General features: G+C 62.7%; 19 protein-coding genes. 8 read left to right on the top strand and 11 right to left on the bottom strand.

The window, feature by feature from the left end:
• Window positions 1-14: 14 nt before the first annotated feature.
• The 5 genes from mbhE to EVC45_RS10760 are packed head-to-tail and all read right to left on the bottom strand — an operon-like array spanning window position 15 to window position 2090.
• Window positions 15-719 carry a hydrogen gas-evolving membrane-bound hydrogenase subunit E gene (gene mbhE, locus EVC45_RS10780; protein ID WP_129957980.1) on the bottom strand — a complete coding sequence of 235 codons (705 nt, stop codon included), beginning with the start codon at window positions 717-719 and terminating at the stop codon, window positions 15-17.
• The gene (mnhG, locus tag EVC45_RS10775) at window positions 716-1060 is read right to left on the bottom strand and encodes a monovalent cation/H(+) antiporter subunit G (protein ID WP_129957979.1); all 345 of its coding nucleotides are present in this window, start codon (window positions 1058-1060) and stop codon (window positions 716-718) included. Before mnhG ends, mbhE begins: the two co-directional genes overlap by 4 nt.
• Window positions 1061-1063: 3 nt before the next feature.
• Entirely contained in the window at window positions 1064-1306 is a 243-nt protein-coding gene (locus EVC45_RS10770) for a hydrogenase subunit MbhD domain-containing protein (protein ID WP_008918956.1), read from the bottom strand.
• A 3-nt stretch (window positions 1307-1309) separates the two neighbouring features.
• Window positions 1310-1570 carry a monovalent cation/H+ antiporter complex subunit F gene (locus EVC45_RS10765; protein ID WP_129957978.1) on the bottom strand — a complete coding sequence of 87 codons (261 nt, stop codon included), beginning with the start codon at window positions 1568-1570 and terminating at the stop codon, window positions 1310-1312.
• On the bottom strand, window positions 1563-2090 hold the full coding sequence (locus EVC45_RS10760) for a Na+/H+ antiporter subunit E (RefSeq protein ID WP_129957977.1): 528 nt from the start codon (window positions 2088-2090) through the stop codon (window positions 1563-1565). The genes EVC45_RS10765 and EVC45_RS10760 overlap by 8 nt, the downstream gene beginning before the upstream one ends.
• A 557-nt stretch (window positions 2091-2647) precedes the next feature.
• Between EVC45_RS10760 and EVC45_RS10755 the strand changes: the two genes are divergently transcribed.
• Window positions 2648-3430, top strand: coding sequence for an ABC transporter substrate-binding protein (locus tag EVC45_RS10755; RefSeq protein ID WP_129957976.1), 783 nt, complete (start codon window positions 2648-2650; stop codon window positions 3428-3430).
• 212 nt (window positions 3431-3642) lie between these two features.
• A complete protein-coding gene (locus EVC45_RS10750) occupies window positions 3643-3969 on the top strand; it encodes a DUF190 domain-containing protein (RefSeq protein WP_129958105.1) in 327 nt (108 codons plus the stop codon).
• Between the two features lie 39 nt (window positions 3970-4008).
• Here EVC45_RS10750 and EVC45_RS10745 read toward each other — a convergent pair whose 3' ends face one another.
• The gene (locus EVC45_RS10745) at window positions 4009-5421 is read right to left on the bottom strand and encodes a DUF2252 domain-containing protein (RefSeq protein WP_129957975.1); all 1413 of its coding nucleotides are present in this window, start codon (window positions 5419-5421) and stop codon (window positions 4009-4011) included.
• Window positions 5422-5633: 212 nt separating this feature from the next.
• Window positions 5634-6062, bottom strand: coding sequence for a VOC family protein (locus EVC45_RS10740; RefSeq protein ID WP_129957974.1), 429 nt, complete (start codon window positions 6060-6062; stop codon window positions 5634-5636).
• A gap of 188 nt (window positions 6063-6250) precedes the next feature.
• Here EVC45_RS10740 and EVC45_RS10735 point away from each other — a divergent pair, with 188 nt between their 5' ends.
• The 5 genes from EVC45_RS10735 (at window position 6251) to ggt (ending at window position 11165) form a co-directional block, all read left to right on the top strand.
• Complete coding sequence (locus EVC45_RS10735; protein WP_129957973.1) at window positions 6251-6934, top strand: GntR family transcriptional regulator; 684 nt, start codon at window positions 6251-6253, stop codon at window positions 6932-6934.
• A gap of 85 nt (window positions 6935-7019) precedes the next feature.
• The gene (locus EVC45_RS10730) at window positions 7020-7841 is read left to right on the top strand and encodes an ABC transporter substrate-binding protein (protein WP_129957972.1); all 822 of its coding nucleotides are present in this window, start codon (window positions 7020-7022) and stop codon (window positions 7839-7841) included.
• A 13-nt stretch (window positions 7842-7854) separates the two neighbouring features.
• Window positions 7855-8622: an amino acid ABC transporter permease gene (locus tag EVC45_RS10725; protein WP_129957971.1), complete on the top strand. Its 768-nt coding sequence runs from the start codon at window positions 7855-7857 to the stop codon at window positions 8620-8622.
• Window position 8623: 1 nt separating this feature from the next.
• Window positions 8624-9436, top strand: a complete 813-nt coding sequence (locus EVC45_RS10720) for an amino acid ABC transporter ATP-binding protein (protein WP_129957970.1) — start codon at window positions 8624-8626, stop codon at window positions 9434-9436.
• 136 nt (window positions 9437-9572) lie between these two features.
• Window positions 9573-11165: a gamma-glutamyltransferase gene (ggt, locus tag EVC45_RS10715; protein ID WP_129957969.1), complete on the top strand. Its 1593-nt coding sequence runs from the start codon at window positions 9573-9575 to the stop codon at window positions 11163-11165.
• 77 nt (window positions 11166-11242) lie between these two features.
• Here ggt and EVC45_RS10710 read toward each other — a convergent pair whose 3' ends face one another.
• Together EVC45_RS10710 and EVC45_RS10705 are read right to left on the bottom strand one after the other, a co-directional pair.
• Window positions 11243-11719 (bottom strand): SRPBCC family protein, encoded by a 477-nt coding sequence (locus tag EVC45_RS10710; protein WP_129957968.1) that lies wholly within the window; start codon window positions 11717-11719, stop codon window positions 11243-11245.
• Window positions 11712-12047, bottom strand: coding sequence for a helix-turn-helix transcriptional regulator (locus EVC45_RS10705; protein WP_013093983.1), 336 nt, complete (start codon window positions 12045-12047; stop codon window positions 11712-11714). Before EVC45_RS10705 ends, EVC45_RS10710 begins: the two co-directional genes overlap by 8 nt.
• A gap of 520 nt (window positions 12048-12567) precedes the next feature.
• On the opposite strand from EVC45_RS10705, the gene EVC45_RS10700 reads away from it, so the two are divergent.
• A complete protein-coding gene (locus tag EVC45_RS10700; protein ID WP_129957967.1) occupies window positions 12568-13269 on the top strand; it encodes a potassium channel family protein in 702 nt (233 codons plus the stop codon).
• A 235-nt stretch (window positions 13270-13504) separates the two neighbouring features.
• Here EVC45_RS10700 and EVC45_RS10695 read toward each other — a convergent pair whose 3' ends face one another.
• Entirely contained in the window at window positions 13505-14926 is a 1422-nt protein-coding gene (locus tag EVC45_RS10695; RefSeq protein WP_129957966.1) for a DUF2252 domain-containing protein, read from the bottom strand.
• Between the two features lie 43 nt (window positions 14927-14969).
• Window positions 14970-16694 carry a SulP family inorganic anion transporter gene (locus EVC45_RS10690; RefSeq protein WP_129957965.1) on the bottom strand — a complete coding sequence of 575 codons (1725 nt, stop codon included), beginning with the start codon at window positions 16692-16694 and terminating at the stop codon, window positions 14970-14972.
• Window positions 16695-17225 lie beyond the last annotated feature (531 nt).

The raw sequence follows: 17225 nt of genomic DNA, 5'->3' as shown, positions 1-17225 counted from the left end.
GCTCTCCTTGTCGCTCAGCTTCTGAAGCGGTCGATGATGACGCTGAGCTCCGCGCCGACCTTGACGCCGAGCAGCGCGGAAATCAGCGGGATCGCGCCGGCGCTGAAGAACGCGCCGAACTCGCCGCGCGGCAGAAAGCGCGCGTCGAGAAAGCCGCCCGCGAGCACGAGGCCCAGAATGCCGATGCAAACGTAGATCACGCCCGCGAGCGATTCGACGACGCTCAGCAGCGCGACATTCAGCGTCGAGTGGGGCCGCGCGAGCAGCATCAGCATCACCGCGGACGCGACGATCGCGCCGCCCTGGAAGCCTCCGCCCGCGGACAGGTGACCGTTGACGATCACGTAGCCGCCGAACGTGAAGATCATCGGCAGCAGCACCTGCTTGCCGGTATGGACGATCTCGCCGGCGGGGCGGCGCGCGGCCGCGGTTTCAGCTGCCGCATCGGCGGAGGTCGCATCGCTTTCCTCTTTCAGCAATACGCCGACGCTCGCCGCGACCATGAACAGCACCGCGACTTCGCCGAGCGTGTCGAAGCCGCGAAAGGTGATCAGGATGCCGGTCACGATGTTCGGCGCACCGAGTTCGAGCGGCCCTCTGACGACGTAGTACCAGGCGAGCGGGCGCAGCCCCTGCAACTCCGTATAGCCGCCGATCATCCGCCAGAACACGACCGCGAACAGCAGCACCGTCAGCAGCGCGAACGCGCGACGCATCATGATTCGGCCTCCCCGGCGGTGCGGCCGTCTTCGTCGGCGAGCGCGTCGGTGATCGTGGACGAGGTCATCGGCGTACGGATCAGCCAGGCGGCGCGCGATAGCGCATGCGAGGACACCGGGTTGGTCACCAGCACGAAGTAGATCAGCAGGATCAGACGGAAGGTCCAGTTCGGGTGGTAGAACGCGAGGCCGATCAGCACGAGCATGTTGCCGAGCGTCGATGCCTTGGTGCCGGCCTGAATGCGGGTGTACGCATCCGGCATGCGCAACAGCCCGAGGCCGGCGGAGAACAGAAAGACGGCGCCCACGAGGATGAACACGCTGCCGATCAGTTCGAACATGCGCTAGCCCTTCTGATAACCGGTTTTGCGGATCGCGTACAGAAAGATGAAGGTCGCGAGTCCCGAGCCGATCGCCGCTTCGGCCATCGCGACGTCGGGCGCGGCGAGCAGCAGGAAGGCCACCGCGGCGAACAGGCTCGCGAGTCCCGAGCTGACCATCGCGGCCAGCAGATTCTTCAGGCACACAGCCAGTACGCCGCTCACCAGGATGCTCGCGCACATCAGCAGCAGGAGCAGTTCGAGCATGGCTCACAGCCCCCTTTCGAGAAACCGCGCAATCGCGAGCACCGCGAGAAAGCTCAGCAGTGCGTAGACGAGTGCGACGTCGATATAGACGAAACGACCGGAGATCTGCGCGTACAGCGCGATCAGCGACAGCGAGATGACCGTCAGCATGTCGATCGCGACGATGCGGTCGACGAGGGTTTTGCCGATCACGAGACGGATCACGCCGAACAGGATCGCGAAGAAGATCAGCACCGCGGCGATCCGGAGCATGATCTCAGCCAAAGATCTTCTCCAGATGCTTTTCGAACGGTGCGACGAGCGTGTCGGTCGCTTCGTCGATATCGGTCGTCTTCACGTCGAGCCAGTGAATGAATAGTATGTCGTCCCGAATATCCATCACGAGCGAGCCCGGTGTGAGCGCGATCGAATTGGCGAGCGCAAGACGGCCGAGCGGTGTCTGGAGGCGGGTGCGAACCTTGACGATGCCGGGCTTGATGTCGATTCGCGGCGAGTACACCAGCGCCATCACGTTCAGATTGGCGCGCACCAGCTCGACGACGAAGGTCGCGCTATACGCGGCGAAGTGATAAAGCGAGCCCGGCGTCAGACGCAGGCGCTGCCATGCTTCGCTCGAAGACACGAAGACACGCGCGATGACAAAGGTGATGACGAGACCGACGAGTGCGGGTTCGACGGCGAGCGATGCATTGGCGATCATCCAGATGACGAACAGGACGACCCAGAGGCCGGGCATTCCCCGAGGAACGAACGACGACACCGGTTTTCCGTTGTTCGAAGCCATGTCATCGGTTCCTAAGGAGGCCGTGCGGAAAATTCTAAGTGACAATTTATGGCAAATCAACCGGCGCGGTTATCCGCCGGGGGTTGCTTTCGCAAGTGTGAATAAGCTACTCGAAACGGAAGAAAGCTATGTGAAATGACGTGCTCGCCCGCGCATTGATATCGCGGGAAGGTGCGCGAGCGCTTATCGGCTGCGCATCGAATCAATTAGTCTTATTGCGATCTTTTCAATAAAATGGCGCGCCAAAACCCGACAGCGGGCAGCGCTCGTTTATTAAAAGAGACTGTGTCGCCGAGATAAAGCAGGTTCGTCTGGACAATCGGCATGCCACGCAGAACGACCTTGGATCGCTCAACGGCACGCACGGTTTTTTGTTGACGCTTGAACGATCGAACCATCGAAGCCTTATGCAGGTCTATGCGCGGACCGCATGAATTGATTTTTTTAATGAATTTGTGCAGGCGACCGGATCACGGTCGAATGTCGGGTTTCGCGCGGTCCGCGCGTGTCGCCGCGCCGCCCGTCTGAATTCTTTAAATGACCGATAAGGAGCAACAATGAAAGCCATGCTGGCAACCCTGACGATTGCGCTGCTGGCCGTCTCGTCCGGGAGCGCAATCGCCAAGGATTGGTCGACCGTGCGGTTCGGGGTCGACGCGAGCTATCCGCCGTTCGAATCGAAAGCCGCCGACGGCAAGCTCGTCGGCTTCGATATCGATCTCGGCAATGAGATTTGCCACCGGCTCAATGCGAAATGCGTGTGGATCGAGAATTCGTTCGACGGCATGATTCCCGCGTTGAAAGGCCGCAAATTCGACGGCGTACTGTCGACGATGTCGATGACGCCGGCGCGGCAGGCGCAGATCGCGTTCTCGTCGAAGGTGTTCCGCATTCCGACGCGTCTGGTCGCGAAGAAGGGCTCGCCGATCGAGCCGACGCCGGAAGCGCTGAAGGGCAAGCGCATCGGCGTCGAGCAGGGCTCGATTCAGGAAACCTACGCGAAGACGTATTGGGAGCCGGCCGGCGCGGTGATCGTGCCGTATCAGGATCAGGATCTGGTGTATTCGGATCTGCTCGCTGGCCGTATCGACGCGTCGTTGCAAAATGCGGTGCAAGCCGATCTCGGCTTTTTGCGCACCCCGCGCGGCAAGGACTTCGGATTTGCCGGCAATCCGCTTTACGACGCGAAGACGCTCGGCAGCGGCACGGCGATCGGCTTGCGTAAAGAAGATACCGATCTGCAGGAAAAGATCGACAAAGCGATTGCCGATATCCGCGCCGATGGCACTTACGACCGCATTGCGAAAAAGTATTTCGATTTCGACGTTTACGGTCAGTGAGTCGGGACCGCGCGGCACGTGGCCAGTTTCGACCTGGCACTCGCGCGGGGCGACATCTAGACTTGTCTCATGACCGTCCTGAGCCGTGATGCGGCGCTGCGGAAGTTTCCGCTTACGAAAGTAAGCGGGCAGGGGACGGCGCAATGCGGCTGCCCGCCCGCGCGCGCATCGGTGTGCGCAGGCGGCGCGATCCGCATTGGGGAGACACCGACATGCACGGCTTTCAGGTCACGTTCTTCACCCAGCAGGGGCGCAGCCATCATGGCAAGCCGCTCGCCGACTGGCTCGTGCGTCTCGCGAGCGAACTCGGCCTGCGCGGCGCGACCGTGATTCCGGCTTGCGAAGGCATCGGCCATCATCATCGCATTCACTCCGCGCACTTCTTCGAGCTTGCCGATCAGCCGTTGTCCGTCCTGATGGCGGTGACGGGCGACGAAGCCGACCGGCTGTTCGAGCGGCTGCGCGCGGAGGGCTTGCATCTGTTCTACGTGAAGACCACGGCCGAGTTCGGCGTCGTCGGCGAGGACGACGGCGCCTGAACGATTGGGCGTGAACGGCGAGTGCCCCGCCTGGTTCGTCTAGGCGACGAAGTCCGCCGCCATGTCCGTGTCGGTGCGTGCTTCGAGCTTGCCGCTGCGGCACGCGTGGCGGAATATCTCATAGTCCTTCTCGACCTGGTCCGCGTACGCACGCGAGTACACGATCAGCGCGTCCGTCATCTGATCGCCGTTGCCGAGATAGGCGGCAACCTCGGTCGCGAGCCCGCCCGCTTTCGCATGGGCCCGCGCGAGCACCCAGCCGCACATGGCCGCGTACTGGCGGAACGTTTCCTTTGCAAACAGTTCGAGCGTCGCCGAGATCTTCATGTCGCGTAGCTGGCGGCCGTAGATCGAGCGCCCGAACGGTCCCGTGGTCCAGCCGAGAAACGGGTCGCTTGCGCCCTGCATCAGCCGCTGTCCGTCGACCACACGCTGCCCCTGATGCTTCGGCCCCGCCGCCTTGAAGTAACGCGACACGACCGAGGTCGACGCCTCCTTGAACTGGATGAACAACGGCTTTTCGTGCTGATCGACCATCAGCAGGATCAGGCAGCGGGTGCCGACGCTGCCGACGCCGACCACCTTGAACGCCATGTCATGCATGTCGAAGTGATCGAGCAGCGTGCGGCGCACCGTGCCGAGCGACTTCAGATAGTGCTCGTAAATTGGCGCCATCAACGTGCGCCAGTCGCCGAGGCCGACCCAGTCGTCCTTGTGCGTGAACAGCGTGTTCTTGCCGTGCACATGGAAGACGGTGGGCGGCACGTCGCGGATTTGCCATAGACCTTCGCGGTGGCTCGCGAGCTTCGGCAGGATCGTCTCGTGGGTGCGGCGCGACGCTTTGGCGATGCTGTTGCGAATGCGTCGGCGCGCGTCGTCGGTGGGAGAGATTTCCTCGAGACGCGCGAACGTGATCAGCTCGCACCAGAGTTCGAGCGGACTCATCTGCGCGTACTCCGTGGTCCAGTGCTGATAGCTCTGCACGCACGACGCGACGGTTTCGTCCGCGAGGCGATCGCCGTGGCCGAGATGCCGGACCGCAATATGGAGGCTCGCCGTCAGGCGCTTCAGATCCCATTCCCACGGGCCGACCGCCGTCTCGTCGAAATCGTTGATGTCGAACACGAGCGCGCGCTCGGGGGTTGCGAAGCCGCCGAAATTCATCAGGTGACAGTCGCCGCAGATCTGGAAGTGAAAGCCGCTGTTCGCGGTCTTCGCGAGGTCGTGCGCCTGGATGATCGCGCTGCCGCGATAGAACGTGAATGGCGACGCGAGCATGCGACCGTAGCGCAGCGGCACGAGGGATTCGACGCGCCCGCGACTGCTTTCGCGCAGCAGGCGAACCGGATCACGATGGGTGTTGCCGATCTCGGCGTGGGCGCTGCGCGGCGTGTTCTTGCGTGCAATGCGGCCGTGTTCGCGGCGCTCCGCGAGCGTTTCGGGTGGCGTCATCGTTTTGCCCCTTGGTCATGCGGCGTTATTCGATTCGTCTTGCGGTGCGGGTCCCGTGAAAAGTGCCGAACGACGTTCTTGCCTGCTCCAACTCTAGCCTGTCCGCGCGGCGATTGCCATAGAGCGCGGCGCACGACGCAGCGCGCTCCAGGCTTCGACCGCGGCGAAGCGGCGATCGGGCGTGCGCCAGCAAACGCTGCCCCGCCTCAATGCTATGCCGCGGGCTCCTCGTGCCGCACATTGACCATCCAGGGCACGCCGAAGCGGTCGATCAACGTACCGAAGCCGATGGTCCAGAAGGTCTGCTGGAACGGCATCGTAATCTGTCCGCCGTCCGACAGCGCGTTGAAATATTGCTCGCCGGAGGCCTGGTCGTCGGCGGTGACCGACAGGCTGAAGCCTGCGTGCACAGTGTTGCCGCCGCGGCAATCGCCATCCGACATCAGCACGTGCGTATTACCGATGACGAGCGTCGCATGCAGGATCTTGTCGGCATGTTCGGGCGCCACCGGCCGAGCCGGATCGGGCGGCGCGTCTTTCGCGCGCAGCTTCAGCAATTCCTGCGCGCCGAGCGCCGAACGATAGAACGCAATGGCTTCCTCACAACGGCCATTGAAGAGCAGATAGGGCTGGATTTCCATGCTGATTTCCTGAGACGGGTGAGGGGCGGCAGACGATTCTATCAGCGTGATTTCGCGCACGGACGGCTCGCGAACTCGCGATGCCACCCACCCCCTCGGGACATTCCCTGATTTGTTTTTGAAAAACTGGATACAAAAAGCCAATTTAAGTATTCTGCCTCCGTGTTCCTGCCACTGCGTCCCGACTCATGCCGACATCCGCCGCGTCCCGCAAACCCGACCACAGCACGACCGCCGAGCAGGTGGCCTACCGCTACCTGTTCGATGCGATCTCGCAGGGCCGCTTCGCGACCGGACAGCGGATCGTCGCCGAAACGATCGCCGCGGAACTGTCGATGAGCCGCATGCCGGTGCGCGAAGCGCTGCGCCGGCTGCATGCGGAGGGACTCGTGATCCTGCGGCCGAACCGCGGCGCGATCGTGCGCGGCCTGAGCGCCGAGGAACTGCAGGACATCTTCGACATGCGCGTCGCGCTCGAAGGCCTCGCGATGCGCGTCGCGGCCTCGCGCTGCACCGACGAGCATCTGCGCACGCTCGAGCGCCTGCTCGAAGACATGGACACGTCCGTCGGCGATACCGACCTGTGGGTTCAGCGTCACTGCGCGTTTCACGAATACCTGTGCGGCATCAGCGGCCGCACGCGTCTGTATGAACAGATCTGCTCGCTGTATGCGTTGATCGAAGGGCCGATGCGGCTCTGGATCGAGCAGACCACCTTCAGACGCAAGAGCGCACGCGATTACCACCAGCTGCTGATCGATGCACTGCGCAGCCGCAACCCGGAACAGGCGGAGCTGGCCATGCGGGAACACATCGAATCGACGGTGCCGCGAGTGCTCACGCTTCTCGGAACCCCCCAACCTCGCGACTGACGGCGATGCCCGCGCCGGCATCGATGCTGGCGCAGGCCAATGCCGCATGCGGTCCGAGGTCGCTTATCACAACAGGAGCAAGCCCATGTCAGCAAAGAAGAACACGCGTTTTCGTCTCGCCGTCGCATGCGCAGGCGTTTCCATGCTGTTGCATGCGGGTATGACGTACGCGGATCAGGCGCAGCCGGCCGGTCTGCTGAAGAACGGCACGCTGACCTATTGCGCGAGCATGGACGCGCCGCCGCTCGCGTTCTACGACGAGCAGCAGCAGCCGCAGGGCTTCTCGGTCGACGTCGCGCGCGATGTCGCGAAGTCGATGGGCAATCTGAAGGTGGATTGGCATATCGTGCCGTTCAGCGGCCTGATTCCCGCGCTGAAGGCGTATCAATGCGATCTGATCATCGGCCAGCTGTTCGACAAGCCGGAGCGGCGCGAGATCATCGATATCATCGACTACATGTACTCGAGCCAGTCGATCATGGTGCCGCGCGGCAACCCGCGCAAAGTGCACTCGCTCGACGATCTGTCCGGCCAGAAGGTCGCGGTGATCAACGGCTCGACGATGCGCTCGCTGCTCGAAAAGGAAAACGACAAGCTCGCCGCCGCGCATAAGCCGCCGATGAACATCGTCGTGTACAACACCGACGCCGACGCGTTCCAGGCGTTCCGCCTGCAACAGGTCGACGCGTACGGCACCACCGCCGAAAGCGCCGGGCAATTCCAGAAGGTGTCGGGAAACTCGTTCGAGCAGGCGGTCACCGGCTTCGCGCGGATCGCGACCGGCATCGGCGCGCGCAAGGGCGAACCGCTGTCCGGCGCGGTCGCGAAGGCCACCGCCGACCTGACGAAGAGCGACCGCTACACGCAGATGCTAGGCAAGTGGAACCTCGAGAACGAACGCTTCTGAGCGGGATGACGCCATGAACTTCAGCTGGGAGATTTTCCGCAAGTTTCTGACGACGCCCAGTTCCGCGTATCTGCACGGACTGTTGCTGACTTGCGGAATCAGCGTCTGCGCGATTCTGCTCGGCGTGGCGCTCGGTCTTTGCATCGCGCTGATGCGGCTGTCGCCGAGCCGTCCGCTGCAGTACCTCGCGCGCGGCTACATCTGGGTCGTGCGCGGCACGCCGCTGCTCGTGCAGATCGTGTTCCTGTACACCGCGTTCGCGGCCGCCGATATCTTCCGCTTCCACGACCTCGAGTTCGGCATGTTCACGCTGCCCGGCAACATTCAGGCGGCAGTGCTCGCGCTCGGCATGAACTCGGCCGCCTACATGGCGGAGATCATCCGCGCGGGTCTGAGCGCGGTCGATCGCGGTCAGTACGAGGCGTCGCGCTCGCTCGGCATGACCTCGGTGCTGCTGATGCGACGCATCGTGTTGCCGCAGGCGCTGCGTGTGATCGTGCCGCCAATGGGCAACGAGTTCAACGTGATGCTGAAGAACACGACGCTCGTCAGCGTGATCGGCGTGCAGGAACTGATGTTGAGCACGCAGATGATCACCTCGGTCAATTTCCGCGTGTTCGAGCTGTACCTCGTACTCGCGATCTACTTCCTGCTGCTGACCACGCTGTGGAGTGTCGTGCAGCGCCGCCTCGAGGCGCACTTCGGTCGCGGCGAAGCGCCTGCGTCGTCGGGTCAGCGGCTGTTCGGCGCGCAAACCATGAAGCTTCTGAGAGGGCGTTGACGTGAGTCAGACAGACGAAGTCATTATCGAAGCGTCGGACATTCACAAGTCGTTCGGCGCGACGAAAGTGCTGAACGGCATTTCGCTGAGCGTGACGAAAGGCGAGGTGGTGGTACTGATCGGCTCGTCGGGATCGGGCAAGACCACCTTCATTCGCTGCCTGAATCTGCTCGAATCGTTCGACGCCGGCCGCGTGCGCGTGAATGGCCGTCTGCTCGGTTTCGTCGAGCGCGCCGACGGCAAGGTCGTGCGCGATTCGGCGCGCGAGCTGGCGCGGCAGCGTCGCGATATCGGCATGGTGTTCCAGCGCTTCAATCTGTTCCCACACATGACCGCGCTCGAAAACGTGATCGAGGCGCCGGTCCACGTGCTGAAAGTGTCGCGCGCCGAAGCGGTTCAGCAGGCTCAGCGCCTGCTCGCTCGCGTCGGGCTCGCGGAACGCGCGGATCATTACCCGTCGCAGTTGTCGGGCGGGCAGCAGCAGCGCGTCGCGATCGCGCGGGCGCTCGCGATGCAGCCGAAGGTGCTGCTGTTCGACGAGCCCACCAGCGCGCTCGATCCCGAGACGGTCGGCGAAGTGCTGCAGGTGATGAAGGAGCTCGCACGCGACGGCATGACGATGGTCGTCGTCACGCACGAAATGGAGTTCGCGCGTGAGGTTGCGCATCGTGTCGTCGTGCTCGATCAAGGCGAGCTGATCGAACACGGGCCGCCCGAGCAGATCTTCACCGCGCCGACCCATGCGCGCACGCGTGCGTTCCTGCGCCGCACGCTGAAAACGGCACCGGTGCTGGCGCCGGAGTCGTCGCTTTGAGCATCGCTTGATCGCGCGCTGGTGCCGTCGCTGCCTGCACGGCACCGCATAACATTATTCGAGGCGCGCGCGTTTGCCCAGGCAACGAGGCTCTACCCGCCGCGCGCGCCGCTTCAATGAATTGGAGAACGTTCCTATGCGTAACTTCGAGAAGCCCGGGCGTTCGCTCGCATTCGCCCGCAACGGCATGGCGGCGACGTCGCACGCGGCGGCCACGCTCGCGGCGCTCAACGTGCTCGCCGCCGGCGGCAACGCGATGGACGCAGCGATTGCCGCCTGCGCGGTGCAGTGCGTCGTCGAGCCGGGTTCGACGGGTGTCGGCGGCGATTGCTTCGCGCTGTACTCGCGCGGCGGTAGCGACGACATCGTCGCCTACGACGGTTCGGGCTGGGCGCCAGCGGATGCAACCGTCGAGCGCCTGCGGCAGCTCGGTGTGAATGCGATCGAGCGTCATTCGCCGCACGCGGTGACGGTGCCCGGCGCCGTGCATGCGTGGATGACGCTGCATCGCGATCACGGCCGCCTGCCGCTGCGCGACATTTTCGCGCCGGCGATCCGCTATGCCGAGGAGGGCTATGCGGTTACACCGCGCAGCTCGTCGGACTGGGCGCATGAAGTGGACACGCTCGCGCGCGACGCCGAGGCGCGCACGACGATGCTGGTCGACGGTGCCGCGCCGAAGCAGGGCACGGTGCACCGGCAGCCGCATCTCGCGGCCACGCTGCGGTTGATCGCCGAGGAAGGCCGCGACGGGTTCTATCGCGGACCGCTCGCTGAGAAGATCGTCGCTCATCTGGGCGCGCACGGTGGGCTGCATTCGCTCGACGACTTCGCCGATTACCACGGCGAATACGTGACGCCGATCCGCGCGAGCTTTCGCGGCTACGAGGTGGTCGAGTGTCCGCCGGCCGGACAGGGCGTGATCGCGCTGATGCTGCTGAAGATCCTCGAAAAACTACCGGCCGACGGCGATCCGCTCGACGCCGACCGCATCCATCGCGAAGTCGAGGCGGCGAAGCTCGCGTATTCGGTGCGCGACGCGGTCTTGGGCGATCCGCGGCAGCGGCACGTCGATGTCGACTGGCTGTTGTCCGATGGGCTCGCCGACGAACTGCGCGGCCGCATCGACGTTGCGCACGCATTGCCGCCCACGCCGGCGCTGACGCCGGTCGAGCACAAGGACACCGTGTATATCACCGTGGTCGACAAGGATCGCAACTGCGTGAGCTTCATCAACTCGCTGTTCCATCCGTTCGGCAGCGGCTTGATGGCGCCAGGATCGGGCGTGCTGCTGCACAACCGTGGACAGAGCTTCGTCGTCGAGCCGGAGCATCCGAATGCGATCGGGCCGCGCAAGCGCCCGATGCACACGATCATCCCCGGCATGGTCACGCAAGGCGGCCGCGTGCGCATGAGCTTCGGCGTGATGGGCGGCCACTATCAGGCGATGGGGCATGCGCACTTTCTGTCGAAGGTGCTGCATTACGGCGTGGACATGCAGTCGGCGATGGACCTGCCGCGCATCTTCCCGCGTCCGGGTACCGACTCGGTCGAAGTCGAAGCGACGATGCCCGCTTCAGTGTGCGCGGCGCTCAGCGAGCGTGGGTTCAGGCTCGCGCCGCCGTCGTCGGCGATCGGCGGGTCGCAGGCGATCTGGATCGATTGGGAGCAGGGTGTGCTGGTTGGGGCGTCGGATCATCGCAAGGATGGTTGCGCTTTGGGGTATTGAGCACAGCAGAGAGCCGCCACCCGAAACGAACGAGGCGGCTCTCGTCGGGTGACGGCCGCGACTTTGCTTGAGCACGCTCAGTGCTGCGAATGACTTCCGGCATTGGCCGGATAAGCCTCTTGCAACGCAATCGAGCCTGTTTCCAGCAGCGATTTGAGGTTGGACATGATCTTCGGCCAGCCGCCTGACACCGCCTCGATGAATTTGGAAGGATCGCGCTCGATCGTATGCGTGAGCGTCAGCTTGACCGCCGTGCCGCTCGGTTCGAGCTCCATCGTGCAGCGCGAATCGCCTTCGGCCTGCAACTCCGGCCGCTTCTGATGCTGCCAGCGAATCACGAGGCGCCGCGGCGGCACAGCCTCGATGATCTCGCCCGCGTCGAAAGTCTCCCCCGCGCTCGACACGAGTTTCCACGACGAACCCGCCGTCCACTCGCTATCGCAGTGCATGCCGAACCAGTATTGCTTGATGAACTCCGCGTCGGTCAATGCCGACCACAACTGTTCCGGCGTGGTGCGGATATACGTCACGTAGACGAAGGTCGATCTAGTCATTGCCTTTCTCCAGGCGTCGTTTCAGGGTCGAGAGCGCCTTCAGGCGCGGCTTTTCGAACTTGGCAATCCAGCGCTCGTAGATCTGCTGCAGCGGCACCGGATTGAGGAAGTGCAACTTTTCGCGCCCGCTGCGTACCGTCACGACGAGGTTCGCTGCTTCCAGCAGGCCCAGATGCTGCGTCACGCCTTGCCGTGTCATGTCGAGGTGCTCGCACAGATCGTTCAGGGTCTGGCCGTCGTGCGCGTGCAGCACGTCCAGCAGCTTACGCCGGCTCGGATCGGCGAGGGCTTTGAATAGCAGGTCGGTGTCGTCGGGGCGCTCGGCCATGAACGGCGATAGGCAAGTGATCTGTTGCCTTTAATATAGGCAAGAGAATGCTTGCATGTCAAGGAGACGCGAGGGACTTCGATCCGAGACATATCGGCGCACAACACAAAGTCTCAGGGATCGCGTTCTTTAGTTGATTTGTGTCAACGCCCTCCCCGATAACAACAAGAAGATACGATTGACGGGCAAAGACGTTCGCCGTGAGATTCAAGCCACCTTACGGTCGGCAGTGAGTTGAACAGATCGTGGAGATGGCCATCTCAGGCCAAACGCCGAAAGAAGCCGGTAAGGCGCGATAACGGTCACTCCAACGGTGCCGCAGAGGACGCCGCGCTCGCCGGTGCCCGCTCGTACCGCGAGCACATGCACACGTACAGCGAGATGAACTCACTCGACCTCTGGTATCACGCGACTTCGATGCTCTTTTTTCATTCGCCAACACTGCGAGCAAGGAGCCGATGACGCTGATTACCAGCTCTTCATGAAAGACGGTGCCTGTTATTGCCTTACGGGAGAAGCAATGTCGCACATGCAACAACTGGCAGACTGTCTCACACGGCTACGCAAGGCCAGCATTACCGTGCTTTTGGTGCTCCTCGTTATTGCCGTGTTCGGTGTCCCGTTCCTCACCGCGCCGGGTAGCCTGGTCGGACGGATTATGCAGGACACGCTTTTCTCGTTGATCCTCGTGGCCGGCGTCGTGACGTCGACAGAACGACCTGGCGCCGTTCCCCTGATCGCGCTGTGTGCTCTCGTTGCCGTAGCAGTGCGCTGTGCCAGTTGGCTGTTTCCCGCGGACTACACGCTGGCGATACGTGACGAAACCACTCTCGCGGCAATCGCGCTGATTGGCGCAACCCTTGGAATGATCGTGTTCGGCCCGGGGAAGGTTACCTTTGACCGGATTGACGGCGCGATCGCCCTTTATGTCCTGATTGGCATGATCTGGGCATATGCCTATCAGCTGGTTAACTTGCGGGTTCCCCATGCGTTTGCTGGCGCCGCCCTCGACCCGAATTCAGAAAACCCCTCAACCTGGCTATATTTCAGCTTCGTCACGTTGACTACCGCAGGCTATGGAGACATCGTGCCTGTTGCGCGTCAGGCGAGATCGCTTGCAAATCTCGAGGGGCTCATTGGCCAGCTTTATCCCGCTATTGTGCTCGCGCGACTTGTCTCACTGCACCTGGCCGGAGACGATTCCAGAACAGATAAAACTTGACCCTAAACGCTCCGCATGCTCCCGTTTGGCTGCGGCGGGTGGACGGTAAGCGGCGTCTGCAGAAAAGGCGCAGATCATGTGGTCGCCGATTCTGTTTTGGATCCCGAAGCTGGGATTCACGTGAACCGCGCAGCCGCCGATCTCCAATCCGGTGACCGTCCCGTCCCCTGCGGTGCCGATCCAGGCGATGTGGCTGCTGCGATGGACCGGCGCGACGGCAACCCCTCCGCGCAGCCTACTCCGATGTCGCTGCCTGAATCCGGCCTTCGCGGATCGCGTGCATAAACACGCGGTAGTCGCGGCGGTTCTGGCAGCTGTATTCGCTCGCGAACTCGGTGATCGCGTCGTCGAACGTCTGTCCCGAACCCATGTAGCCGGCGATCATTGCCGGATCGCCCGACCGTGCGTGAGCACGCGCAAGCGCATGCGCGCACGCGCGCGCGTACTGCCTGAGCAGTTCGGAATCGAGATTCTCTATGACGACGGACATTTTCATGTCGCGAAGCTGGCGGATATAAAATTCTCGCCCATTCTTTCCACGAGTCCAGCCGAGAAATACATCGCTGGCGGCCTGCATGATCCGCTGGCCCGCGACAACGCGCTCCCCGTGATTCAAAAACAGGCTCCTGCCCGCATAAGGTTCGAGCACCGACGCCTTGGCCTCCTTGACCTGGAGAAACAGCGGGTCGTTGTCCGACGCCATCAACAGGCCAACACCACACATCGTGCCGACGCTACCCACGCCGACTACCTTGGCCGCCAGATCAACGAAATGATATCTGTCGAACAGGACACGCACATGGGGGGCGAGGCTCTGGCGATACGATTCAATTGCTTCCGTATAACCCGAGCGAAGTCCCGGGGCAATATCTTCAGTGGGGTGAAAGATAAGCGGTGGCTCGTCCTTGATCCTAGGTCGCGTCCCTTCTTCCGAAACGAGCTTCGGATACAGATACTCCGGCACGGTCTTACGGCGTTCGACTTCGATTCGATGCGCGATCCTCTTGTGCGCGGCTACCGCGATTGCTGGATCGCCCGACCGATCCTGGTATTTTTGCAGGTCGATCCTGTCGTACCAGACGTCGAGCGCTCGCATCGACGCGTAGTTGTGCATGCGCTCGCGGTATTCACGCACGAGGTCTGTCGTGATATGCACCGTGTCGTTATAGGGCAGCTCCAGATGTTCCGCCGCAATCACGACGCTCGCCGCGAGGCGCTTGAGATCCCACTCGAACGGGGCAGGTAGCGTCTCGTCAAGATCGTTGATGTCGAAAATGACGTTGCGCTCGGGCGTCGCGAAACCGCCGAAATTCATCAGATGCGCGTCGCCACAGGCTTGCACACGCAAGCCACTGGTTGGCGTCGTCGCGAGGTCCGCCGCCATCACTGCGGCCGCGCCGCGATAGAAGGCGAACGGACACGCGGCCATGCGTCCGAAGCGGATCGGGATCAGACTCGGAAGGCGACCCTCGTTGGACTCGCGCAGAACTTCCACGGGATCCCGACGGTGACTCGGCGCCTGCCATCCTGCCTGCGACGCACGGGACACTGACTCCCGGATAGCTCGCCCTTCGGCCAACCTTTCATCCGGTGTTCTGTACAAGTCAGATTCGGCGTGCGGATCACGTGCGACCTTGTGTGAAGCGGGCTTGTCCATGACATCTCCTACCTGGTCCCATCCTAAGCGCTACCCGGTCAGCTCAGTGCTCGACGTTGCCCAATGCACCTTGCCTGCAGTGCAAGCCATTCCAGGCAACAAGCGCCCGTTCAAGGTTAAGAAACATGCGCTCTTGTCCAAGCGTCTTGCCCAGCGGGGCTTTTTCTACAACCGCGAACACCTCAGGGCTGAGTCCGACAAGCCATAGCGCAATGCCTTGTTCCCGGTACTTCTTCTCGCCTTCGGTCAACATCTTCATTGCCGTGTATTCGAGGTCGAATACTGCGCGCATGTCCAGCGCAACAACCTGCGGATGTGTCTCGTCGACGAGCGCCTTTATCCTGTGACCGATATTCGACGCATTCACGAAGAAGATCCGCCCCTCGGGCCGCAGAAGCAGCAGGCCAGGGAACTCTTCATCGTCGGGATGCTGGTCGGACACCGGGCGGAAGACGTTGGTGCCGCGCTTGCGACGCAGCACGTAGACGGGCGGATCGGACACCTGATAGGCGAGTGCCACAAGCGACACGAGAATGGCGATCAGGATGCCGTTCAACGTGCCAACGAGCACGACACCCACGAGCGCCACGATCGCCCAGACGAACTCGGTGCGTCTGATGGCGAGTATTGCGCGGAAATCAGCCGGCTTGAGCAGGCCAATCGAATAGACGATCACAACGGCGGCGAGTGTTGCATGTGGCATCAGCCCGATCAATGGAGCGAGCAGCAGCATTGTCCCGAGGGTGACCGCAGCCGTCACGAGTTCAGCCAGTTGAGAATGCGCACCCACCAGCCGATTGACCGCCGTCTGGGTGGTCCCGCCGCCGGCCGGCATCGAACCCAGCAGCGCACCTGCCGCATTGCCAAGGCCCGTCGCCAGCAGTTCACGGTTCGGCTGCGGCACGGGCTCTCCGCTTTGGGCAAATGCCCTGCCTGAAGCGATCGTTTCGGTGAAGCTCATCAGTGCGATACCCATGGCCGCAGGCCAAAGCGCCTCGATGAGCGAGGGGTCCGGCATGACGAGCGATGGCAGCCCCGTCGGAATATGGCCGACGACGCCAACGCCGAACCTCTGGAGTCCAAGAAGACCGACGCCCGCAATCCCGCACGCGACTGCAATGAGCGGGGCCGGCGATTTCGGATAGAAATGTTCGAGCGCGACAAGGATCGCAATCGTTGCGACACCGACGATGACCGTCGCCACCGATGCGTGAGGCAGCCCCGCGACGAGCGCATACACGTTGTGAAAGAACGAGCCCTTCGCGACGTGAAGGCCGATCAGTTTGGGTAACTGATCGAGCACGATAACGATGGCAATGCCGCCCTTGAAGCCCACCAGCACCGGCTCGGATATGAAGTTCGCGACGAACCCGAGCCTGAACAGCGCAGCGAGAGCCAGGATAATCCCGACCAGTAACGTCAGCGTGGCCGTCGCGACGGCGAGTTGGGTCGCGCCGCCGCCCGGGGCGACCTGGCCGAGCGCAGCCGCTGTCAGGATGGCCAGAGTTGCGCTGGTGCTGACACTGAGGGGTCTTGATGTACCGAAGAGCGCGTAGATCACCATCGGCACAAAGGCGGTGTAGAGTCCGACCTGCACCGGCAACCCGGCAACCGTTGCATAAGCCATCGCCTTTGGCAGCACGACGGCCGCCGCCGTGACGCCAGCGATGACGTCCGGCTTGATCCACGATTTTTGATATTCGCGAACCCACTCGAGAACGGGAAGACGAGAGCCGGGACTGTGGTGCGGCAAGAATTGGTCGCGCATGATCGTTCGCCATCAAAGGATCGAAGGGTTACCTCTGTCCGCTCAGACATTGGCCACCGGATTGCCGACGTTGCCTGCTTCACGCAAGCCTGGGCAATCTCATCTCGTCGCCTCACGGAAGCACACGAAGGAATTCGTCTGGCTACATCTGCGGGCCGGGTCAGGCCGCTCTCACACGTCCCATGCCTTGGAGACCCGTGGAAAGGTTGCCCTGGCTGCCCTCGCGGGCGTGACTGGCCAGGAATTCACGATAGCCACGCACGCCGGGTGCGGGGTTGATACAGGTCAACCGGTGATGTTGTCAAAGGCGACAATGCCGTGTGGCCCAAGCCATTCCTGGCATCTACGGTTGAAGCCTGACGGATTCAAGTTGTCGTTCCGGTTCGCGCGTTGCCATCAGTGGTCGCGCCGAGGCGGGTGCGATCCTTCAGGGGAATCGGCAAGGGTTTAGCGCTCCACGTGCAACGTTGGTCGCGCACATGCGCCTGTCGCGGTACAGATCGTTGCTGCGGCCGCCCAAGCGTTGACCCA

The sequence above is a fragment of the Paraburkholderia sp. UYCP14C genome (assembly GCF_004197395.1).
Classification (GTDB): Bacteria; Pseudomonadota; Gammaproteobacteria; order Burkholderiales; family Burkholderiaceae; genus Paraburkholderia.
This window is presented reverse-complemented; position numbering and strand designations above follow the sequence as displayed.